The 20,701-nt window shown below is 61.4% G+C and carries 17 protein-coding genes and 1 tRNA gene; 7 read left to right on the top strand and 11 right to left on the bottom strand.

Annotated features, from left to right (window positions below; genetic code table 11):
* The first annotated feature begins 79 nt into the window (after window positions 1-79).
* Window positions 80-1,672 (top strand): exosortase E/protease, VPEID-CTERM system, encoded by a 1,593-nt coding sequence (gene xrtE, locus BM234_RS01130; RefSeq protein WP_092059818.1) that lies wholly within the window; start codon window positions 80-82, stop codon window positions 1,670-1,672.
* Window positions 1,673-1,680: 8 nt separating this feature from the next.
* Here the strand turns inward: xrtE and mraY are convergent, their stop codons facing one another.
* The 7 genes from mraY to mraZ are packed head-to-tail and all read right to left on the bottom strand — an operon-like array spanning window position 1,681 to window position 9,355.
* A complete protein-coding gene (gene mraY, locus BM234_RS01125; protein ID WP_092059816.1) occupies window positions 1,681-2,763 on the bottom strand; it encodes a phospho-N-acetylmuramoyl-pentapeptide-transferase in 1,083 nt (360 codons plus the stop codon).
* The gene (locus BM234_RS01120; RefSeq protein WP_092059814.1) at window positions 2,764-4,209 is read right to left on the bottom strand and encodes a UDP-N-acetylmuramoyl-tripeptide--D-alanyl-D-alanine ligase; all 1,446 of its coding nucleotides are present in this window, start codon (window positions 4,207-4,209) and stop codon (window positions 2,764-2,766) included.
* A complete protein-coding gene (locus BM234_RS01115) occupies window positions 4,206-5,702 on the bottom strand; it encodes a UDP-N-acetylmuramoyl-L-alanyl-D-glutamate--2,6-diaminopimelate ligase (RefSeq protein WP_092059812.1) in 1,497 nt (498 codons plus the stop codon). Before BM234_RS01115 ends, BM234_RS01120 begins: the two co-directional genes overlap by 4 nt.
* Window positions 5,703-5,730: 28 nt before the next feature.
* Window positions 5,731-7,512, bottom strand: a complete 1,782-nt coding sequence (locus tag BM234_RS01110; protein ID WP_092059810.1) for a peptidoglycan D,D-transpeptidase FtsI family protein — start codon at window positions 7,510-7,512, stop codon at window positions 5,731-5,733.
* On the bottom strand, window positions 7,509-7,856 hold the full coding sequence (ftsL, locus tag BM234_RS01105; RefSeq protein WP_092059808.1) for a cell division protein FtsL: 348 nt from the start codon (window positions 7,854-7,856) through the stop codon (window positions 7,509-7,511). Before ftsL ends, BM234_RS01110 begins: the two co-directional genes overlap by 4 nt.
* Window positions 7,856-8,848 (bottom strand): 16S rRNA (cytosine(1402)-N(4))-methyltransferase RsmH, encoded by a 993-nt coding sequence (gene rsmH, locus BM234_RS01100; protein ID WP_092059806.1) that lies wholly within the window; start codon window positions 8,846-8,848, stop codon window positions 7,856-7,858. The genes ftsL and rsmH overlap by 1 nt, the downstream gene beginning before the upstream one ends.
* A 3-nt stretch (window positions 8,849-8,851) precedes the next feature.
* Window positions 8,852-9,355: a division/cell wall cluster transcriptional repressor MraZ gene (gene mraZ, locus BM234_RS01095; RefSeq protein WP_092059804.1), complete on the bottom strand. Its 504-nt coding sequence runs from the start codon at window positions 9,353-9,355 to the stop codon at window positions 8,852-8,854.
* An 828-nt stretch (window positions 9,356-10,183) separates the two neighbouring features.
* Here mraZ and BM234_RS01090 point away from each other — a divergent pair.
* Window positions 10,184-10,402 (top strand): DUF1127 domain-containing protein, encoded by a 219-nt coding sequence (locus tag BM234_RS01090; protein WP_092059802.1) that lies wholly within the window; start codon window positions 10,184-10,186, stop codon window positions 10,400-10,402.
* 335 nt (window positions 10,403-10,737) lie between these two features.
* On the opposite strand, the gene BM234_RS01085 is transcribed toward BM234_RS01090, so the two are convergent.
* The 4 genes from BM234_RS01085 to BM234_RS01070 all read right to left on the bottom strand — a co-directional run bounded on the left by BM234_RS01085 (window position 10,738) and on the right by BM234_RS01070 (window position 15,682).
* Entirely contained in the window at window positions 10,738-13,080 is a 2,343-nt protein-coding gene (locus tag BM234_RS01085) for an ATP-dependent helicase (protein WP_092059800.1), read from the bottom strand.
* Between the two features lie 74 nt (window positions 13,081-13,154).
* Window positions 13,155-13,460: a hypothetical protein gene (locus BM234_RS01080; RefSeq protein ID WP_092059798.1), complete on the bottom strand. Its 306-nt coding sequence runs from the start codon at window positions 13,458-13,460 to the stop codon at window positions 13,155-13,157.
* A 199-nt stretch (window positions 13,461-13,659) separates the two neighbouring features.
* The gene (locus tag BM234_RS01075; RefSeq protein ID WP_092059796.1) at window positions 13,660-15,090 is read right to left on the bottom strand and encodes a Glu/Leu/Phe/Val family dehydrogenase; all 1,431 of its coding nucleotides are present in this window, start codon (window positions 15,088-15,090) and stop codon (window positions 13,660-13,662) included.
* A gap of 91 nt (window positions 15,091-15,181) precedes the next feature.
* Complete coding sequence (locus tag BM234_RS01070) at window positions 15,182-15,682, bottom strand: hypothetical protein (protein ID WP_092061262.1); 501 nt, start codon at window positions 15,680-15,682, stop codon at window positions 15,182-15,184.
* Window positions 15,683-15,784: 102 nt separating this feature from the next.
* Between BM234_RS01070 and BM234_RS01065 the strand changes: the two genes are divergently transcribed.
* The 5 genes from BM234_RS01065 to BM234_RS01045 all read left to right on the top strand — a co-directional run bounded on the left by BM234_RS01065 (window position 15,785) and on the right by BM234_RS01045 (window position 20,583).
* Entirely contained in the window at window positions 15,785-16,063 is a 279-nt protein-coding gene (locus tag BM234_RS01065) for a hypothetical protein (RefSeq protein ID WP_092059794.1), read from the top strand.
* Between the two features lie 83 nt (window positions 16,064-16,146).
* Entirely contained in the window at window positions 16,147-17,433 is a 1,287-nt protein-coding gene (locus BM234_RS01060) for a homoserine dehydrogenase (protein WP_092059792.1), read from the top strand.
* A 255-nt stretch (window positions 17,434-17,688) separates the two neighbouring features.
* Window positions 17,689-18,663: a class II fructose-bisphosphatase gene (glpX, locus tag BM234_RS01055; RefSeq protein ID WP_092059790.1), complete on the top strand. Its 975-nt coding sequence runs from the start codon at window positions 17,689-17,691 to the stop codon at window positions 18,661-18,663.
* 14 nt (window positions 18,664-18,677) lie between these two features.
* A complete protein-coding gene (gene recJ / locus BM234_RS01050; protein ID WP_092059788.1) occupies window positions 18,678-20,417 on the top strand; it encodes a single-stranded-DNA-specific exonuclease RecJ in 1,740 nt (579 codons plus the stop codon).
* Between the two features lie 91 nt (window positions 20,418-20,508).
* Window positions 20,509-20,583, top strand: a tRNA-Glu gene (locus BM234_RS01045).
* Window positions 20,584-20,701 lie beyond the last annotated feature (118 nt).

The following is a 20,701-nucleotide window of genomic DNA, read 5'->3' as shown; positions in this document are numbered from 1 at the left end:
GAAGACTTCTACGGGTCCGGCTTCGGTCGGACCCGTTCTTGTTTCACGCAAACTCTAGCTCGAATTTGAATCAGATACGATGACAACCACGGCCCATTCAACTGAGACCCCCGTTCCGCTCCAACCACTTGTTGCTGCGGCCCTGCTTCTGGTCATTGAACTGGGAGTGATCGGCGTTCTGTTCAAACACGGTATCGATTTCACCTGTCTCGAAAGCTGGCCCCCGCAGGCGTGTCGCACCGCGAGTGGAGCAATGGTGAGCACCTACGTCGTGTTTGCACTCTTCATCCTCGCTGCGGTTGTCAGGCCAGATATTCCGCGGACTCTGTTCGCTGCGGCGGGACGGACCCGTCAACCGTTGTTCGTCAATATTGCGGGGTTCGGGATTGCCCTCCTCCCTGCGGCATTTATGGAGCAAGGAAACTCGGCCACGGTAATTCCTGCTTTCCTCTGTTGGACGGTTGGGTTCATCCTCCTGATAGGCGGGCTGCTACTCTACCTTGCCCCTGCTCCCCGATGGCGCGACTTTTTCGTCGCAAACTTCTGGACCTTCTCTCTTTTGATCCTTGCCGGGGCCTTCGCACCTCTTCTCGCGGCAGAATTGCGGCCGATCTGGCGGCTCGACACGATCGCGGCGCTGACTTTTACCGCGGTTTCCTGGCTGATTGAGCTGCTTGGGTTCACGGTTCAAGCTGACGCGCCTTCCAAAACCATTGGATCGGAAAATTTCGCAATCAATATTGCGCCCGTCTGCTCGGGCGTCGAGGGCATCGCTCTTGTGACGATCTTCGTCACGATCTTCCTCGTTCTATTCAGGCAGGAACTTCGCTTCCCCCGTGCGCTCCTGCTGTTCCCCATAGGGATCATCATCAGCGCGCTGCTCAACGTGGTACGGATCACGCTCCTTCTGGCAATCGGGCTTCGCGGCAATCCGGAACTGGCAGTCGGTGGTTTCCACAGTCACGCGGGCTGGCTCATGTTCACGGCCATCGCCTTGGGTATTGTGCTCGGGGCACGGCAGTTTCCGATCCTGAGAAAAGATACCGCGACGCCGACCGCCACCATCGCCCCACCCGCGCTCCGCAATGATTGGACAGCGGCACGTATTCTACCCTTCGCCGTCTTCATGCTTACTGCGTTGCTCGCCGCCACACTGGTATCTACCCCTGCCCTCGTTTATCCGCTTCGCGTCGTGATTGTGGGCATGACAATGGTGTTGTTCCTCCCCCTGCTACGTGCACTTCCATGGCGGCTCGACCCGCTTTCGATCCTGCTCGGCCTCGCGGTCGGGCTTGTCTGGATCGTGGTCCCTGCAGAAGAGGGTGGAGCGGCCCCCTACGGCGCGCTTGCAGGGTTTCCCCTTGTGGTTTGGTTCATCATGCGCGGGCTAGGCACGATCGTCCTCGTTCCCATCCTCGAAGAGCTATTCTTTCGGGACTATCTTGAAGGGCGCCTTCGCGCGGTCATCGGGATAATACCGGCTGCGATCCTATCCGCGGGCCTCTTCGCGGCGCTTCACGACCGCTACGTCGAGGCGTTCTTCGCTGGTTTGATTTTCTCGTTTCTCATGTGGCGCAGCAAACGGGTCACCGATGCCATTCTCGCCCATGCCACCGCCAACGCCGTTGTCTTCGGCTATGCGGCAGCAACCGGCGCGGTTCACATCATCTGACCCTGCTGTTAGCGAACCTTCAGCGTCGCAAGACCAACCATCGCGAGGATCAAAGCAATGATCCAAAATCGGATTACGATCTGTGGCTCCGCCCACCCCTTTTTCTCATAGTGGTGGTGGATCGGGGCCATAAGAAAGACCCGCTTTCCCGTCCGCTTGAAATAGAGAACCTGAATGATGACGGACAGGGCCTCAACCACAAACAACCCGCCAACGATTGCCAAAACAATCTCATGTTTGGTCGCCACCGCAATCGCCCCTAGTGCACCACCGAGCGCCAGAGATCCGGTATCTCCCATGAAAACTGCTGCCGGCGGCGCGTTGTACCACAGGAATCCCAGCCCCCCGCCCACGAGGGCCGCGGAAAAAATCAGGATCTCTCCCGTCCCCTCAACATAATGAACGTCCAAGTATTCCGTGAAATCGGAACGTCCAACAGCGTAGGCGATGATCCCTAGCGCGGCGCCAGCGATCATCACAGGCATGATGGCAAGTCCGTCGAGGCCGTCCGTCAGGTTCACCGCATTTGCGGCCCCCACGATGACAATCATGGCAAACGGGATGAACAAAATTCCCAGGTACAAAAGCGTGTTCTTGAAGACAGGAAACGCAAGGTGGCCGGCAAGTTCCGGGGGGTGATAGGCAGCAGCCCATGCCCCCGCGATGCCCGCGATCAAAAAGCCCAGAAGAAGGCGCAGCTTACCGGGAACCCCCTTGGTGTTCTGTTTGGAGACTTTCGCGAAATCATCGGCAAACCCGATCGCCGCGAAGGACACAGTCACGAAAAGCACCATCCAGATATAAGGATTGCTCCAACGCGCCCAAAGCAATGTCGCCGTGAGTAGCGCGCCCACAATCAGCAACCCCCCCATGGTCGGCGTTCCGGCCTTGGAGAAATGGCTTTCCGGACCGTCCGTCCGAATGGGTTGCCCCTTGCCCTGACGACGCCGCAAGACGTTGATGAGGGGCGGGCCAAAGAGGAAACCGAATATAAGGGCGGTCATAAAGGCACCGCCCGCCCGGAAGGTGATGTACCGAAAGAGGTTGAACATATCACCGCCGTCGGACAGGCTGGTTAACCAATAGAGCATTCACTCATCCTCAAGATTCATGTCCAACGGGGCATGACCGAGTTTCCTGATCGCGTCAACGACGCGGCCCAACCCGGTACTGAGCGATCCTTTGACCAGTACGACATCGCCTGCATCAACGAGGCCATGGAGGTGTTTCAACAGGTCCTCCGCGCTTTCAACCCAAAGTCCCCTTTGGTGCTCTGGAAGGGCCTCATAGAACATTCGCATCAAGGGGCCGACGGCATGAACCTTGTCAATCTCCGCGACTGGGGACCAACCGGCAATTTCTTCGTGAAGCGCCGGACCCAATTCACCCAGTTCCTTCATGTCCCCCAGGATCGCAACCCGGCGGCCTTTCGATATCCGGCCAACGCCATCGATAACCCTTGCCTGCGAGAGAACCTCCAGCGCGGCACGTAGCGAGGCCGGGTTGGAATTATAGCTATCATCGACAAGATCGAGGAACAGGTTTGTCTCAACCCGATCAAGCTGTATGCGCTCCCGCACCCCGCGCCCCTTGTAAGGGGTCCATTGCCCGAGATCCGAGATCGCCAAGGCCCTGTCCAATCCAAGCACCCAGCAGACGGCAAACACGGCAAGGGCGTTGGTTGCGAAATGCCGCCCCGGTGAATGAACCTTGTAGACAAACGGGCTTCGCCAAGCGCGCGCCCGCGCCACGACGCAGGCATCGTGTTGACCGACACTGGTAAGTACGTGGTGCAGGCTCGGGTCTTCACCAAATGAAATGACACGTTTGTCGTTCCGCTCCGCGGCTTCGATAAGGATCGAGGATACTGCCAAGTCACCATTCAGGATTGCCGCACCGCCCGGTTCGAGCCCTTCGACAATCGATGCCTTCTCGCGCGCAACGCCTTCGAGATCTTTGAACGCCTCAATGTGGGCCGGAGCGACCGTCGTGACAACGGCGACATGGGGCCGGGCCAACTTGGCGAGCGGCGCTATCTCTCCCGGATGGTTCATGCCGATTTCGATCACGGCAAACTCGGTATTCGCCGGCATACGCGCGAGGGTAAGTGGCACGCCCCAATGGTTGTTGTAGCTCGCTTCGGCGCAATGCGTACGGCCCTGGCCAGAGAGCACGCAGCGCAACATTTCCTTGGTCGACGTTTTTCCGACTGACCCCGTGACAGCGACGACGCGAGCGTGGCTTCTGGCCCTCGCGGCCTTAGCCAAAGCAACCAGCCCATCGAGGACGTCATCCACGAAAAGGAGGGGCGCATCTTCGACAACGCCATCTGGCCTACGAGAGACGAGCGCCGCAGCGGCGCCTTTCGCCAGAGCGTCAGCAACAAAGTCATGTCCGTCGCGTTCAGCGGTCAAAGCGACGAAAAGGTCGTCTTTCTGTATGGTCCGTGTGTCGATACTGATCCCAAAGCACGCCCAATCGGCGGTTGTTCGTCCGCCTGTCGCCTCTGCGGCCTCTGATGCCGTCCACAAGCTCATGCCCCGCTCCCGTCGAGGGCGGCGACCGCGACGCTGGCTTGCTCGACATCATCGAAGGGGAGGATAGCGTCGCCGACGATCTGCCCGTTTTCATGACCCTTTCCAGCAATCAGTAGCGCATCGCCCGGCCCCAGAGCGTCGACGCCGCGCAAGATGGCCTCGGCGCGATCTGCCACTTCGAGTGCGTCTGGAGCTCCCAGCAAGACCGCCTGCCGTATCGCGGCCGGATCCTCACTTCGCGGATTATCGTCCGTCACGATGACCAAATCGGCAGCTTCTGAGGCGGCCTCCCCCATCAGCGGGCGTTTGGTCACATCTCTGTCGCCCCCGGCTCCGACGATCGCAATCAAACGCCCCATCACATGCGGTCGCATCGCGTGAAGTGCCGTGCGTACAGCATCGGGAGTATGAGCATAGTCGACGAACACTGCCGCGCCGTTATCGCGGGTCGCGGCGAGTTGCATCCGGCCTCGGACGGTTTCCAGATGTACCAGCGTTTCGAACACTCGGGCGGGTTCCGCACCGCATGATATCACCAGTGCAGCCGCCAAAAGGACATTTTCAGCTTGAAAGCCCCCAATGAGGGGCAATCTTGTCAGATAGGCGCGGTCTTCGAAACTGAACCGGATCTCCTGCCCCGTCGCGTCAAACCGCTGTGCCAGAAGCCGCAAATCCGCGCCTGCGCTGCGCCCGACGGTCAAAAGATCCTGCCCGCGATCTGCCACGATACCGGCCAGTTCAGCGCCCTTGGGATCGTCGATATTCAACACACCGATGCCATCATCCGGAAGGACGCGGTCGAAAAGTCCAGCCTTCGCGGCGAAATAGTCATCAAAGCTTGTGTGGTAGTCCAAGTGATCTTGCGTGAAATTTGTGAACCCCGCCGCCTTGAGGTGCACGCCGTCAAGGCGACGCTGTGCCAGCCCATGCGATGATGCCTCCATGGCGGCATGCGTCACGCCATTCGCAGCAGCTTGGGACAAGGCCCGATGGAGCGTGATCGGCTCAGGCGTGGTATGGGCGAGCGGTGCGGTCCAGACTCCCTCGACACCGGTGGTGCCGATATTGACCGCCTCCCGCCCCATTTCAACCCAGATTTGCCGACAAAAACTCGCGACCGAGGTCTTGCCGTTGGTGCCCGTGATCGCAACGACGGTACCGGGTTGCGACCCGAACCAAAGCGCCGCGGTATAGGCCAAAGTCTGTCGTGGATCCTCCACGACGATCATCGCGACCTTTGACCCTTCGAGGACATCAGCAGCCAACCGCGCGCCATCGGCATCCGTCAGCACAGCAGAGGCACCAGCGGCCAATGCGGCCGCTACGAAAGACGCTCCGTGCGCCTTCACTCCCGGCAAAGCGGCGAAGAGATACCCCTCCCGGACCTCGCGGCTATCTACGGCGATCCCGTGAATGCTGGCTTCTCGTCCGGCCCGAGCGTGCAGCCCCAATTCGCCGAGGCTGCGCGTCTCCTTTTGGGTTTTTCCGGTCATACAGCCGCTCCTACCGCTTAGATACGTTTCAATTCGCGGTCAGTGTTACACCCGTCATCGGTTCGGGTTCAATCTGCGGTCTGAGGCCAAGAAGCGGAGCAACCCGCGTGATCATTTCGGCGGCAACAGGAACAGCCGTCCACCCCGCCGTCCTGCGCGGCTCCGCCCCGGAAGTTTCAACCGGCTCGTCGAGCGAAACGATCAGCACATAGCGCGGTGCATCGGCTGGGAAAACGCTGGCAAAGGTCGCGATAACCCGATCATCGTAATAGCCGCCGCGGGGCATGGGCTTGTCCGCGGTGCCTGTCTTGCCCCCGACACGGTAACCCGGCACCTCACCGAAGCTGGCAGTTCCCTCTGTCACGACCCGGCGCAGCATCTGCCGGGCTTGGGCGGAAACTTCGCCGCTGACGATCCGCTCGCCCTTGCGTGGACCAGTCTGTTTGAGAAGTGTGGGAGCAACGGATCGGCCACCGTTGAGCAACGACGCATACGCCGAAGCGAGATGCAGAGGCGACGACGACAGGCCGTGACCATAGGAGATTGTCATGGCGCTCAGCTCGGACCAATTTGGGGGGAGGAGCGGTTGGCTGGTTGTGGCCTCCACCAGTTCCACTGGGGTTGGATCAAGCAGACCAAGTTTTTTGAGGAATGTACGCTGGCGCTCTGCCCCGATGTCCATCGCCATACGCGCCGTCCCGATATTGGAGGATTTCACGATCACTTTGGAAACAGAGAGTTCCGGCCCGTAGTTGTGAAAGTCGCGGATCGCAAAACGTCCCCAACGCAAAGGCCCCTTGGTATCGATCATGGTATCGGGATTGACGAGGCCAAGCTCAATCGCCTGCGCCGCGGCAAATATCTTGAACGTCGATCCAAGCTCATACAGCCCCTGAACCGCCCGATTGAACAGGGGGCTGTCGGCGGCATCTCCCCGCGCTGGTGGGCGCGGACGCTCATTGGGGTCAAAATTCGGGAGAGAAACCATCGAGATGATCTCCCCGGTGTGCACATCCATCAGGACCGAAGCGGCGCCCTTGGCGTTCATCAGCTTCATGCCACCCCAAAGAACACGTTCTGCCGCAGCCTGTACCGTCAGGTCGAGCGACAACTCCAGTGGCGCACCGCCATTCGCGGGATCTCGCAGCCATTGGTCAAAGGTCTTTTCAACCCCGGCCACACCAACAACCTCAGCCGCATGCACGCCCTCGCGGCCAAAGCTGGCACCGCCTAGGATATGGGCCGCCAGCTTTCCATTCGGATAGAGGCGCATCTCTCGCGGGCCAAACAGCAGCCCGGGTTCTCCGATATCGTGGACGGCTTGCTTTTGCTCAGGGCTGATCTTTTTCTTTATCCACAGGAACTTCCGCGGCCCTGTGAAATCCTTTATCAAGCGCTCTTCCTCAAGGTCCGGGAAGATCGCCGCGAGTTCGCGGGCGGCCTGAATTGGGTCGACCATCTGGGGCGGCTGGGCGTAGAGCGAATGGGTTTCAAGGTTCGTCGCCAGAATGCGGCCGGTGCGGTCGACGATATCGGCGCGCTGCGCAACGATGCTGGCACCTGCGACCGCGGCACGGGGTTCTTCAGGTTCGGTAGAGGCAAGCACCCCCATGCGCAGCCCGATCACCGAGAATGCGAGGAAGAACAGACCGCCCAGCACCAACAGCCGCCCTTCGGCTCTGCGCCGCGCGTCATCACGCATTTGTTCGTGGCGAATACGTAGATTTTCCCGCTCGATAGCGTCGGTATTCTCTCCCTTCTCACGGGCTTGAAGGATGCGCGCCAAGGGACGAAGCGGAGTGCGGATCATGGCATCTGTTCCTCGCCGTAAAACTCGGAAAGGTCTAGCCCTGCCTCAACCACGTCCGGTTGGGGATATGCGACCTGATCGACCAGACCGAATTGATCCGGGCGCAAAGGAAGCAGGCCAAGCCGGTCGAAGTTTATGTCCGCAAGTTCGCGCAACCGCTCGGGCCGGTTCAAATAGGCCCATTCGGCGCGCAGAACGGCAAGCTTGGTGCGCATCTTGCCAATCTCGCGCTGCAACTCCTGCGTTTCATCCAAGGCATGCTTGGTTTCGTAATTCTCATGATAGACCCAGAATGCCAGCCCCATGACGCAAAGAGCAGTGGCGACATACAAAAGACTACGCATCAGGATCTCCTCGTAATCATGGGCATACCAAGGCCTTTTCGATCAACCTCGCGCGATGGCTCAGACGTACGTTCCGCAACACGAAGCTTTGCGCTTCTCGAACGTGGGTTCCGGGCGAGTTCCGTCTTGTCCGGACCAATCGCCTTTCGGGACAACAGCTTGAATTGCGCAGGGGGGGGCTCCGAGACCGGGGCGTGGCGGCTGCCCTGCCCCTGCCCTCCGGAATGCGACTGAAGAAACCGCTTCACCATGCGATCTTCTACGGAATGGAACGTCACCACAGCCAGCTTGCCACCGGGTCGCAGGGCCCGCTCTGCCGCCTCCAGACCCGCCGCCAACTCGCCGTATTCATCGTTCACGGCGATGCGCAACGCCTGAAAACTTCGCGTGGCAGGGTGCGACTGGCCCGGCCGGGCCCGTGGCAAACAGCTTTCGACAATTTCCGAAAGTCTCTTCGTGCGCGTGATCGGCTCTTCCGCCCGCGCCCGCAGGATTGCCCGCGCGATACGCCGGCTCGCCCGTTCTTCCCCATATAGATAGAGTATGTCGGCAAGCTCCGCTTCATCGCTTTCGTTCACGATGTCGGCCGCCGTTCGGCCCTCGCGCCCCATTCTCATGTCGAGCGGGCCATCCTTTTGAAAGGAGAAGCCCCGCTCCGCGAGATCAAGCTGCATAGAAGAGACACCGAGATCCAGAACGACTCCGTCGAGATCAGTCCCAAAGCTGTCCATCTGGGAGAAGACCCCCTCGACCATCTCCAACCTGTCACCGAACGGAGCGGCCCATTCCGCCGCCAACTCAAATGCAAGCGGATCCCTGTCGACCGCGATGACCTTGTCTGCCCCAGCCGCAAGCAAGCCTCTTGTATAGCCGCCCGCGCCAAACGTTCCGTCGAGCCACGTTCCAGCTATAGGTGAAACCGCAGCAAGAAGCGGGTCGAGCAAGACGGGAATATGGGGGGCTTCAGCTGAACCGTCCTCGCGCCGCGTCATTGCTCAGCCCTCCTCCGCAGAATCAAGAAAGATCAGTGGGTCGAAGTCATCCGGAAGCTCATCGAGCCAGGCTTCTGTCTTCGCCGCCTCTTCCGTCTCATAGGTTTCGGGCTTCCAGATCTGGAATGTATCCCCTGCCGCAATGAAGAACGCTTCCGCGCCGAGGTTGATCTTGGTGCGGAGCTTGGCGGGCAAAACAATGCGCCCGGTTTCATCGACAGTGGTCAGGAGGGATTGGCCGTGGAACAGCCGCTGCAGCATCTTGCGATGAACGGCCCCGCGCGGCAGGGCGTCTATCTTCTCGTCGACCTCTTCGATCGCCGACATAGTATAGCATTCGAGGTATGAGCGACGATGGTCGCCATAGACGATGACAAATTCCGGATTGAGGCCCTCGGTCCAGTTCGGGTCACCCTGTTCAAGGACGCGGCGAAAATTGGCCGGAATGGAAACCCGACCCTTCGCATCGACCTTGTGGTGACTTTCACCTCTGAACCTGCGTGCCACTGTCCCTTCAGCCCTCGTCCCCCAAACTGAAATCGGACCCTTGGAAGCGAAACGGCGGATAGGACTGCTGCCACTGCCCTATCCGCCGCCCTCGCCCCGCTAGAGCGGGTATGTCCGACTGCGCACGCCACCTGGGGGGATGTCTGCTCGCTCGCGCGCCGGATCTTTCGTTCGATGAGTGGGGGCCTGTATGAAACCTGACTGGATCGCCGTGCGGGGTCTTGATGCCCCTTACTGATCCCTCTCATCGCAAAAATGGGATAGCATGGGAAATCGTGGAAATCAACGCTATCGGCGAAGAAATATGGGAAATCATGGGGCGGCGTGACCAAGAGAACTCTGCGAGGAGAGGATCAGCGCCCTCGGATTTACCACAATATGTAGAATGGCAGCTCAGCGGACACCAGATATCGGGGTTTTTGGACCTCAGGCGAGATGCAAAATTTTTCCCATGACTTCCCACTACATAGTCACGAGTCGCTAAAACATCATTTCTAGGGAGAGTCGGTCGGGGTGCTGGCCCGTCAGATCATTGTTAGGGGAAATGCGGGGCAATTGCTCAACTACGAGATGATTACTCAGACGTTAACAGTTAGCAAATGACCTAACGTCACATGGAACCCTATCTTCTGAGTGCCCATAGATATAGCGCATATACGCATTAACCATTTAGTAACCACAACATGTGGTATGCTCGACGGTTGCAAAACTTGCAAAGCTGCATTGCAGCATCGTGTATTGTGCAATCGCAGCATTTCCCTATCTTCAGTCTCAACAGCGCTGAACACGCCGCACCGAAAACGCGGCCAGAGCAGAAATGGATATGAAATGGCATACGCAAACACAACGAACATCCGGTCGGGCTCTTTCTTTGATCGCCTGTTCCAGACCCGCACAAACCTCGCCGAGCGTTGGACCAAGTACCAACTCTACCGGAAAACCCGCAATGAGCTTTCCAACCTGAGCAACCGCGATCTCGATGATCTGGGCATCAGCCGCTCCATGATCCACGCGATCGCTATGGAAGCCGCCTACGACCGGCACTAAGTTTCTGAATCGGTTGGCCCTCCTCCTCCCTGGCCAACCGTGACATGGCAGCGGCACCCCTCCTCCTCCCTGGGTGCCGCTGACCGCTACACCGAAGTCGCAAGGCTTCAGACATTCGGGCTCTCTCTCCTCCTCCCTAGGGGGTCCGATGTTCAGCATGGCGGCGCCCCTCCTCCTCCCTGGGCGCCGCCATCGCGAACCAGAATGGCCCTCTGCCTCCTCCTCCCTTGGCAGAACGGTCTTTTAAGGCGGTGCCCCTCCTCCTCCCTGGGCGCCGCCTTTTTTTATGTCCTGACAAATGTTGAGGATTGCGCCGCCTTTGGGCGCGTATGGGATCAGAAGGGAATATCGTCGGGCGCGGTCACGAACTTTGCCACGACCTTCTTCTCGCCAGCCTTCTCGAAATCGATATTCAGCTTGTCACCCTCAATCGCGGTGATCGCGCCGTATCCGAATTTCTGATGGAAAACCCGGTCCCCTAAGGAAAAGCTTGAAACCGCTGTAAGGTCGATGACCTGTGCGCGGCTTTCCTTCGGCTGACTGATTGGCCGCGAAGACGCGCGGGATTGCAGGCGCTTCCATCCCGGCGAGTTATAGACATTTGCCGAAGCGGCCGCCGACTCCAGCCCGCTTCCCATTCCGGCCGCGCCATATCCGCCGCCATAGAGTCCCGGTGGGGTCAAAACATCCACATGCGCCTCAGGCAATTCGTCGATGAACCGCGATGGCAGGGCGGATTGCCACTGCCCGAACACCCTGCGGTTCGCCGCAAAGGAAATCGTACAGATCGCTTCCGCACGCGTGATGCCCACATAGGCCAGCCGCCGCTCTTCCTCGAGCCCCTTGAGCCCGCTTTCATCCATCGAGCGTTGCGAGGGAAAAAGCCCATCTTCCCAGCCAGGCAGAAACACCGCCGGGAATTCGAGCCCCTTGGCGGCGTGCAGGGTCATGATCGACACTTTCGCGCCACCATCGTCGCTCTCATTGTCCATGACCAGACTGACATGCTCGAGGAACCCGGTGAGATTCTCGAATGCGTCCAGATGGTTGACCAGTTCCTTGAGGTTTTCGAGTCGCCCCGGCGCTTCCGGCGTCTTGTCGTTCTGCCACATGCCCGTATAGCCGGATTCGTCGAGAATGATCTCGGCAAGCTCCACGTGGCTTACCGTTTTGTCCCCGGTCAGGCGGCCCCAACGGCCGATTCCCTCGACGAGCTGTCCAAGTGCGGCGCCGCCCCGGCCCTTGATTTCCCCGGCCTGAACCGCGAGTCGCGCGGCTTCGACAAGCGAAACACCGTTTGCCCGCGCCATCCGTTGAATCGTTTGCTGCGCCTTGTCGCCCAGCCCCCGCTTTGGCGTGTTCACGATCCGCTCAAAGGCGAGATCATCATCGGGGCTCACGACGACCCGGAAATACGCCATGGCGTCGCGAATCTCCATCCGCTCATAGAATCGCGGCCCGCCGACGACCCGATATGGAAGCCCGATGGTCAGGAATCGATCCTCAAAAGCCCGCATCTGGTGCGAGGCGCGCACCAAAATCGCCATGTGGTCCAACGACATGGGCGGCATGCCGCGCGTGCCGCCTTGCATCGCTTCGATTTCCTCGCCGATCCATCTGGCCTCTTCGTCGCCGTCCCAATGGCCGATCAGACGAACCTTTTCCCCATCTTCGGCTTCGGTCCAGAGTTCCTTGCCCAGCCGCCCCTGATTGCCGCGAATGACACCGGACGCCGCCGCGAGGATATGCGGGGTGGAGCGGTAATTCTGCTCAAGCCGGACCACCTTTGCCCCCGGAAAATCCTTCTCAAAGCGCAGGATGTTGCCCACCTCGGCCCCGCGCCAACCATAAATCGATTGGTCATCATCCCCAACGCAACAGATATTGCGGTGTTTCGCAGCGAGCAGGCGCAGCCAGAGATACTGGGCGACGTTGGTATCCTGATACTCGTCCACGAGAATGTAGCGGAAGGATCTCTGATAATGCTCCAGCACATCGTCGTGCTGGCGGAAAATTGTGACCATATGGAGCAGCAGATCGCCGAAATCGACGGCATTAAGCTCTTTCAGGCGCGTCTGATATTGTGCGTAGAGCGCAACGCCCCGGTCATTGAACGCGCCCGCATCCGCCGCAGGCACCTGTTCGGGCGTCAGCGCGCGGTTCTTCCAATCGTCAATGATCCCGGCCAGCATACGCGGCGGCCAGCGTTTCTCATCGATATTCTCCGCACGGATAAGCTGTTTGAGCAGACGTTGAACATCATCGCTGTCGAGGATGGTGAAGCTGGACTTCAGCCCGGCAAGTTCCGCGTGCCGCCGCAACAGCTTCGCGCAGATCGAGTGAAAGGTGCCAAGCCATCTAACCGGCCCGTTCAATTGGAATGGAGTGTTTTGAAGCCGGGTCTGCATTTCTCGAGCGGCCTTATTGGTAAATGTGACCGCTAGGATTTGATCGTGGCGAGCTCGTTCCATAGTAATAAGGTGTGCTAGACGAGCCATTAGCGCCTTGGTCTTGCCCGTACCGGCCCCCGCCAGCATGAGGACCGGCCCGTCAAGCGCCTCTACCGCAGAACGTTGGGCGGGATTCAGGCCATCCATATAGCGCGCGGGCCGAGCGGCCATCGCACGCGCGGAAAGGGACGCGCCCTCGAATGCATCGGTATCGTCGAAGTTGCTCATGCCTTGACCCTAACGGTTTGGACGCCTGAGGAAAAGAGATGTTCCGCGAATGTTCCGCGATTTCGCCCGCCGGTTCAGCCCGCCGTCTCTGCTCGGCAGGTCGCTTCGTACTCTTCAGCCACGTCCGCCGCGAGTTGTCCCTCGGGAAGCGAAAACACCCAATCGACCAACAATGGTACGGCCGGACGAAACGCCGCCCCTGCTCCGGACAATTCCGCCGAGATACGGGCTGAGGTGGTCTTTTCATCGGTTCCACCCCGACGCAGCGTGCGGGCCTGTCCGACGATATCCCCTTGGATCGCACAGCTATCCGGCGCGGCGGCGACCGCAACGGGCACAAAACTCGTAGCGGCGATGAGGGGAATCAGAAAACGGATCATCGGTACTTCTCCCTTTTTGGCCCGCTTCCCTTAGTGGGATTCGCCGCAGATGACCAACCCGGGGAAATTTCCCACCGTCAGGATAAGTCTGTCAGGGTAAAGGTGAGAGGTCGGCGCACCCCTGCGGGCCTTGGCCAGCCTACTAAGGCGCATTCAGCCGCCGGGGCGCGTGGTTTCCCGCCGCGCCCCGGGGCATGGATCAAAGACCCTTGGCCCGGTAGCTCGCCGCCACCTTGGAGATACTCACGAGATAAGCGGCTGTTCGCAGATCCTCGACATCCTCCCGTCCGTGCCATGTCTCCCGCATGGACTGATAGGCGATCCGCATCGTGTCATCGAGCCCGGAGCGTACAAGCTCAAGCTCATCGGCCCCGCGCAAATAGCGTTCCTTGAACCCCGGCGAGAGAGTCCACCCAAGCCCCCGATCCGCCGAGAGCCGCTCCAACTCATCCACGACAAGCTGGTGGCGCGCCTCTTCCTGACGGCGTTGCATCCGGCCAAAACGGATATGGCTGAGGTTCTTGACCCATTCGAAGTAGGATACCGTGACACCACCCGCGTTGGCATACATGTCGGGGATGATCACCGTGCCCTTCTTGCGCAGGATATCGTCCGCCCCCGCCGTCACCGGGCCGTTCGCCGCCTCGATAATCAAGGGCGCCTGAATCCGCGCCGCGTTGCCAGTGTGAATGACCCCTTCCAGCGCCGCCGGAATCAGGATGTCGCAGGCCGATTCCAGCACAGCCGCCCCTTCGGCGTGATGCGCCGCGTCGGGATATCCGGTGATGGTTCCGTGGCGCACGATCCACTGGCGCACGGCCTCCACATCAATCCCGTCCTCGTCGAGCAGCGCCCCGTCCCGTTCGATGATCCCAGTGATCCGCGCCCCGTCCTCTTCGGCAAGGAACTTCGCCGCGTGATAGCCCACGTTGCCGAGCCCCTGCACGATGATCCGCTTGCCATCGAGCTTGCCCGACAGGCCCGCCTTGGCCACATCCTCGGGGTGGCGAAAGAACTCGCGCAGGGCATATTGCACACCCCGCCCCGTTGCCTCGACCCGCCCGGCGATCCCGCCAGCGTTGAGCGGCTTGCCGGTGACACAGGCACGGGCGTTGATGTCGGTGGTGTTCATCCGCGCGTATTGATCCGCGATCCACGCCATTTCCCGCTCTCCGGTGCCCATGTCGGGCGCAGGCACGTTCTGGCTGGGGTGGATCAGGTCGCGCTTGATCAACTCATAGGCAAAGCGCCGGGTGATCAGTTCAAGCTCATGCTCGTCATAGTCCCGCGGGTTGAGCCGAAGCCCCCCCTTGGAGCCACCGAACGGCGCCTCGACCAGCGCGCATTTATAGGTCATCAGCGCGGCAAGCGCCTCCACCTCGTCCTGATGGACCTCGGGCGCATAGCGAATACCGCCCTTGACGGGTTCCATATGCTCCGAATGCACCGAACGATAGCCGGTGAAGGTGTGGATCTGTCCCCGCAGGCGCACACCGAAACGCACCGTATAGGTCGCGTTACAGACCCTGATCTTTTCCTCGAGCCCCGGCGGAAGGTCCATCAGCGACACAGCGCGATTGAACATCATGTCTACGGATTGGCGGAAACTCGGCTCTTGATGCTGGGCCATGACTATCCTTCCCGGAATTGCGCCGCTTCGGCGTCAGTTCCCCCACGGTAGTCCGACCGCGCGAGGGTGACCACCCCCTGCGCGCCGAAGTTTACGGCCGCGGCTCGGGCTCCGTTCCGGGGCGGATCACCAGCAATTCGGCGATCATCTCGGCCATGAACTTGGCCTGCCCCGACGGGGTGACCCCGCCGATCCCGATCCGCCGCCCAAGCCGCCACCAAAGCCCCGGCGCCCAGGCATTCGCGCCCTGCGGCACTTTGGTGACGATGGTGAACCCGTTGGACGGCTTGAAGGCAAAGACCCCCCTCTCGACCCGCGCAATGGTGTCGAGCCGGGCGATCTCGCGGCCCTGCGCATCAAACAGCCCCTCGGGCCGCAAAATGACATGGTTGCGCGTCGCGCGCCGCATCTTCTCCCCCAAGGCCAACGCCCCCGCGCCGCATAGCAGCGTAAAGGCCTGCCAACCGAACCCGCCGAAATTCTGGCCAAGCGCGATCACCACCAACAGCACCCCAAGCCCGAAGAACATCCCGACCCCGAGCGCGCGACGCACCGGTGACGGTGCCACAATCGCCAAAACATCGTCTTCCATCGTCGCTCCCTCGTTGATCACCGTGCCCGATAGCATGGAACCGCCCGCTTGCCAGCCCCGCGTGCAAGGCTACACTGCGCCCGGCACGAAGGGGGACCGCCAATGAGATGCCTGTTGCTTGCCGCCTGCCTCGCTCTGGGGGCCTGCGCCAATGTGCCCGAACTGGATGCACGGATCGGCCCCGATGTGGCCTCCGCGCCCTATCCCGACCTGCTGCCCCTCGACCAGCTTCTGACCGGCACACCCGCCTCTGAGCCCGAAGCAGAGCGCGAAAGCCTCGCCGCACGCCGCGCCGCGCTGGAGGCCCGCGCCGGCGCCCTGCGCGGCCCGGTGATCGACACGCCCACCCGCGACCGTCTGAGCACGGCCGTACAGCCCTGATCCCGGCGCGGATTGCACCCCCCTGCCGAACCCGCTACATGCCGCCCCAACCCTGAATGTCCCCCCCCTCCGGAGGTCCCCCGATGAGTGAACCGCTCCGCCTCGGCATTGCCGGTCTTGGTACGGTCGGTGCCGGCGTCATCAAGATCGTGCGCCAGAAGGCAAACCTGCTTGCCGAACGGTCTGGCCGTCCGATCGAGATTGTCGCCGTATCTGCCCGCAACCGCGACAAGGATCGCGGCGTCTCGCTCTCGGGCTATGATTGGGAAGACGATCCCGTCGCCCTTGCCACCCGCCCCGACGTCGATGTGCTCGTCGAGCTCATGGGCGGCAGCGACGGCCCGGCCAAGGCCGCCACGGAGGCCGCCATCGCCGCAGGCAAGGATGTGGTCACCGCCAACAAGGCCATGCTCGCCCACCACGGGCACGCGCTGGCCCTTGCCGCCGAACAGGCCGGCTCCGTGATCCGCTTCGAAGCGGCCGTCGCGGGCGGCATTCCTGTGATCAAGGCCCTGACCGAAGGGCTCGCCGGGAATGAGATCACGCGGGTGATGGGCGTCATGAACGGCACCTGCAACTATATCCTCACCCGGATGCAGAGCGCGGGCCTGCCCTATGATGAAGTCTTTGCCGAGGCCGACAAGCTGGGCTATCTCGAAGCCGATCCGGAGCTTGACGTCGGCGGGATCGACGCGGGGCACAAGCTGTCTCTGCTCGCCGCCATCGCATACGGCGTTCAGGTCGATTTCGCCTCCGTCGCGCTGGAAGGCATCCACCGCATCACCAAGGAGGATATCAAGCAGGCCTCCGACATGGGCTATCGCATCAAGCTGCTCGGCGTGGCCCAGATGACAGGCCGCGGTCTGGAACAGCGCATGTCGCCCTGCCTCGTGCCGGACACCTCCCCGCTCGGCCAACTCGAAGGCGGCACCAACATGGTCGTGATCGAAGGCGACCACGTGGGCCAGATCGTGCTGCGCGGCGCGGGCGCGGGCGAAGGCCCCACCGCCTCCGCCGTCATGGGCGATGTGATCGACATCGCGCGCGGCATCCGCTTCAGCACCTTCGGACGCCCCGCCACCGGCCTCGTCAAAGCGGCCCCCGCGATGGGCACCTCGCCCGCCGCCTACTACCTGCGCATGACGCTGGACGACAAACCCGGCGCGCTGGCCAAGGTTGCGACCAAACTCGGCGAGGCGGGCATCTCCATCGACCGCATGCGCCAGTACAGCCATGAAAGCAGCGCCGCCCCGGTGCTCATCGTCACGCATCGCACGACACCCAAGCCGCTGGCGCTGGCGCTTGATGCGATCACCGCTCTGGACGTGGTGGCCGATACGCCGGTGGCCCTGCGCATCGAAGAGGTCTGATCCCCCGCGCGCCCTGTTAATCGGGGCCGCGGCATACATCGTGTCATACACGAGTCATACAAAAGTCATACGCATGTCATACCGCCCCGATCGGGCATTTTCCCTTGTTTACCTGATGCGCCCATCGATTCGCCGCCGCGCCCCGTTCGGCGGCACAAGATCACGCTAACCCCCGCCTTTAGCGCAATCACGCTTGTGATCCGGCCCTGCCCCCCTTAACCCTTGACCACCGGAGTAAGGCAGGAGACCCCCGTGATGAGCAAACCCCTCGATTTCAATGACCGCATGTTGTCGCTGGGCCTCGCCCGCGTCTCCGAAGCCGCCGCCATCGCCTCCGCCAAGCTGGTAGGCCGCGGCGACGAGAAAGCCGCCGATCAGGCCGCCGTCAACGCCATGCGCGAACAGCTCAACAAGCTCGATATCAAAGGGGTTGTGGTCATCGGGGAGGGGGAGCGTGACGAGGCCCCCATGCTCTATATCGGTGAGGAAGTCGGCAGTGGCACAGGCCCCGGTGTGGACATCGCGCTCGACCCGCTCGAAGGCACGACGCTGACCGCCAAGGACATGCCCAACGCCCTCACCGTGATCGCCATGGGTCCGCGCGGCTCAATGCTGCATGCCCCTGATGTTTATATGGATAAACTCGCCATCGGCCCTGGCTTTGCCGACGGCGTCGTGACCCTCGACATGAGCCCCTCTGAGCGTGTGCATGCGCTCGCCAAGGCCAAGAATTGCTCCGAGAGCGACATTACCGTCTGTATCCTCGAACGCCCCCGCCATGATGAGATGATCGCCGAAGTGCGCAAGACCGGCGCGGCCATCCGCCTTATTACCGACGGCGATGTGGCCGGTGTGATGCACTGCGCAGAACCCGCCGTGACCGGCATCGATATGTACATGGGATCCGGCGGCGCGCCCGAAGGCGTTCTGGCCGCGGCCGCGCTGAAATGCATGGGCGGACAGATCTTTGGACGCCTCTTGTTCCGCAACGACGACGAACGGGGCCGCGCCGCGAAGGCCGGGATCACCGACCTTGATCGGGTCTATCTGCGCGACGATCTCGTGACGGATCACGTCATCTTTGCCGCCACCGGCGTCACGGACGGATCGCTGCTCCCCGGCATCAAGCGGGAGCCCGGCTACACCACGACAGAGACCTTGCTGATGCGTTCCAAGACAGGCTCGGTGCGGCGTATGATATATCGCAACCCGACAGACATGCCGCAATAAGGCGGAGGATTTGCGTGAGTTTTCTGGATGTTGAGGCGTCGATCACGGGTCGGCGATGGCTTGGGCCGACCGCCGAAGTAACACGGCTGGCCGAAGCGCTCGCGCAGGAAACCACGCTCCCCATCGCCTTGGCGGGCCTGCTCGCCAAGCGCGGAATCTCCAGTGCGGAAACCGGTGCATTCCTCTCGCCCCAGATCCGCGATCTCCTGCCGGACCCGCGCGGCTTGCGCGACATGGAACGCGCCACCACCCGCTTTCTGGACGCAGTCCGGACGGGCCAACGCATCGCCATCTTTGCCGATTACGACGTTGATGGAGGCTCCTCCGCCGCGCTGCTGTTGAGCTGGCTTCGGGACATGGGCCGCACGGCCACGCTCTATGTGCCCGACCGGATCGACGAGGGCTACGGCCCCAATCCGACTGCCATGCGCGCCTTGGCCAATGGGCACGATCTGATCATCTGCGTGGATTGCGGCATCCTCAGCCATGAGGCCATCGGCGCCGCCAAAGGCACCGACGTGATCGTGCTCGACCACCATCTGGGGGCAGAAACCCTCCCCCCCGCGCTTGCCGTGGTCAACCCCAACCGACAGGACGAGAGCGGCGATCTGAGCCATCTTTGCGCTGCTGCCGTGGTCTTTCTCATGCTCGTGGAGGCAAACCGCCAGTTGCGAGAGGGAGGCACCAGCGGCCCGGATCTTCTCTCCCTTCTCGACCTCGTCGCGCTTGCCACAGTGGCCGATGTAGCTCCGCTCATCGGCATAAACCGCGCCTTTGTTCGACAGGGCCTCAAGGTCATGGCCCAGCGAAAACGGCCGGGCCTTGTCGCTCTGGCCGACGTTGCCGGGCTGGATCAGGCCCCGACCTGCCATCATTTGGGGTTTCTGTTGGGGCCGCGCGTCAACGCTGGCGGCCGGGTCGGCAAGGCCGATCTCGGCGCACGCCTTCTGGCCACGGCGGACAACAATGAAGCCAAGGCCATGGCGGAGAAGCTGGATGAGCTGAATCGCGAGCGCCGCGAGATTGAAACCTCGGTACGCGCCGCCGCGATGGCACAGGCTGAAGAACGAGGGCTTGATGCACCGCTGGTCTGGGCAGCAGGCGAAGGATGGCACCCCGGTGTGGTCGGCATCGTCGCCAGCCGCCTGAAAGAAGCTACCAACCGCCCTGCCATCGTCATTGGCCTTGAAGGGAACGAGGGCAAAGGCTCTGGCCGATCCGTGACCGGTATCGACCTTGGGGCCCAAATCCAACGATTGGCAAGCGAGGGTCTTCTTCTCAAGGGCGGTGGTCACAAAATGGCGGCAGGTCTGACGGTCGCACGAGAAAACCTCGATGCGGCGATGGCGCGATTGGCGGAGTTGCTGGACAAGCAAGGCGCAGGGGCCTTGGGTCCGCGCGACCTGCTGCTCGACGGCGCGCTCATGCCCGGTGCGACGTCGGTTGAGCTGATCGAACAACTGGAAGAGGCGGGCCCTTTCGGGGCTTCTGCCCCAGCCCCTAGATTCGCCTTCCCGGACTGCCGAATTCATTCCTGCCGCCGCGTCGGCGAGAACCATCTGAAGGTACGTTTCGGCGATGGGCATGGCCCCCAGATCGATGCGATCGCATTCGGCGCCTTCGACGGCCCGCTCGGCCCGGCCCTCGATAACCATGGCGGCGCGCGGTTCCACCTTGCCGGGCGGTTGGAGATCAATTTGTGGAACGGTCGGCGCAGCCCACAGCTTCGCCTCGAAGACGCATCTCCCGCATGAACCCCGGCAGGAAAATTTTATCTCTCAAGCCTGAAAAATCCTCTTGCGCCCCCCTGCTGCTTTGCCTAGAACGCGCCTCACGACAGCGCTTGGCCCGTTCGTCTATCGGTTAGGACGCCAGGTTTTCAACCTGGAAAGAGGGGTTCGATTCCCCTACGGGCTGCCACTTCATGACGCGCTGATCAAGGGCCGGATGGCTAGACCTCAGATACTCAAGCAAGTTTCTCTCAGTTTTCTTCGAACTGTGGAATGCATTTGATGACACTCCCCCTTCGAGAGAACAT

Origin of the sequence: Poseidonocella pacifica, from assembly GCF_900111875.1 — a bacterium.
Lineage (GTDB): Bacteria > Pseudomonadota > Alphaproteobacteria > Rhodobacterales > Rhodobacteraceae > Poseidonocella > Poseidonocella pacifica.
This window is presented reverse-complemented; position numbering and strand designations above follow the sequence as displayed.

Excerpts from the sequence above, each read along its gene's own strand:
- BM234_RS01070 (WP_092061262.1), bottom strand. The coding sequence starts at position 15,682 with ATGGAAGACGATGTTTTGGCGATTGTGGCACCGTCACCGGTGCGTCGC.
- BM234_RS01120 (WP_092059814.1), bottom strand. The coding sequence starts at position 4,209 with ATGAGCTTGTGGACGGCATCAGAGGCCGCAGAGGCGACAGGCGGACGA.
- ftsL (WP_092059808.1), bottom strand. The coding sequence starts at position 7,856 with ATGCGTAGTCTTTTGTATGTCGCCACTGCTCTTTGCGTCATGGGGCTG.
- BM234_RS01080 (WP_092059798.1), bottom strand. The coding sequence starts at position 13,460 with ATGATCCGTTTTCTGATTCCCCTCATCGCCGCTACGAGTTTTGTGCCC.
- rsmH (WP_092059806.1), bottom strand. The coding sequence starts at position 8,848 with ATGACGCGGCGCGAGGACGGTTCAGCTGAAGCCCCCCATATTCCCGTC.
- BM234_RS01090 (WP_092059802.1), top strand. The coding sequence starts at position 10,184 with ATGGCATACGCAAACACAACGAACATCCGGTCGGGCTCTTTCTTTGAT.
- mraY (WP_092059816.1), bottom strand. The coding sequence starts at position 2,763 with ATGCTCTATTGGTTAACCAGCCTGTCCGACGGCGGTGATATGTTCAAC.
- glpX (WP_092059790.1), top strand. The coding sequence starts at position 17,689 with ATGAGCAAACCCCTCGATTTCAATGACCGCATGTTGTCGCTGGGCCTC.
- BM234_RS01115 (WP_092059812.1), bottom strand. The coding sequence starts at position 5,702 with ATGACCGGAAAAACCCAAAAGGAGACGCGCAGCCTCGGCGAATTGGGG.
- BM234_RS01110 (WP_092059810.1), bottom strand. The coding sequence starts at position 7,512 with ATGATCCGCACTCCGCTTCGTCCCTTGGCGCGCATCCTTCAAGCCCGT.
- BM234_RS01075 (WP_092059796.1), bottom strand. The coding sequence starts at position 15,090 with ATGGCCCAGCATCAAGAGCCGAGTTTCCGCCAATCCGTAGACATGATG.
- BM234_RS01085 (WP_092059800.1), bottom strand. The coding sequence starts at position 13,080 with ATGAGCAACTTCGACGATACCGATGCATTCGAGGGCGCGTCCCTTTCC.
- xrtE (WP_092059818.1), top strand. The coding sequence starts at position 80 with ATGACAACCACGGCCCATTCAACTGAGACCCCCGTTCCGCTCCAACCA.
- BM234_RS01060 (WP_092059792.1), top strand. The coding sequence starts at position 16,147 with ATGAGTGAACCGCTCCGCCTCGGCATTGCCGGTCTTGGTACGGTCGGT.
- BM234_RS01065 (WP_092059794.1), top strand. The coding sequence starts at position 15,785 with ATGAGATGCCTGTTGCTTGCCGCCTGCCTCGCTCTGGGGGCCTGCGCC.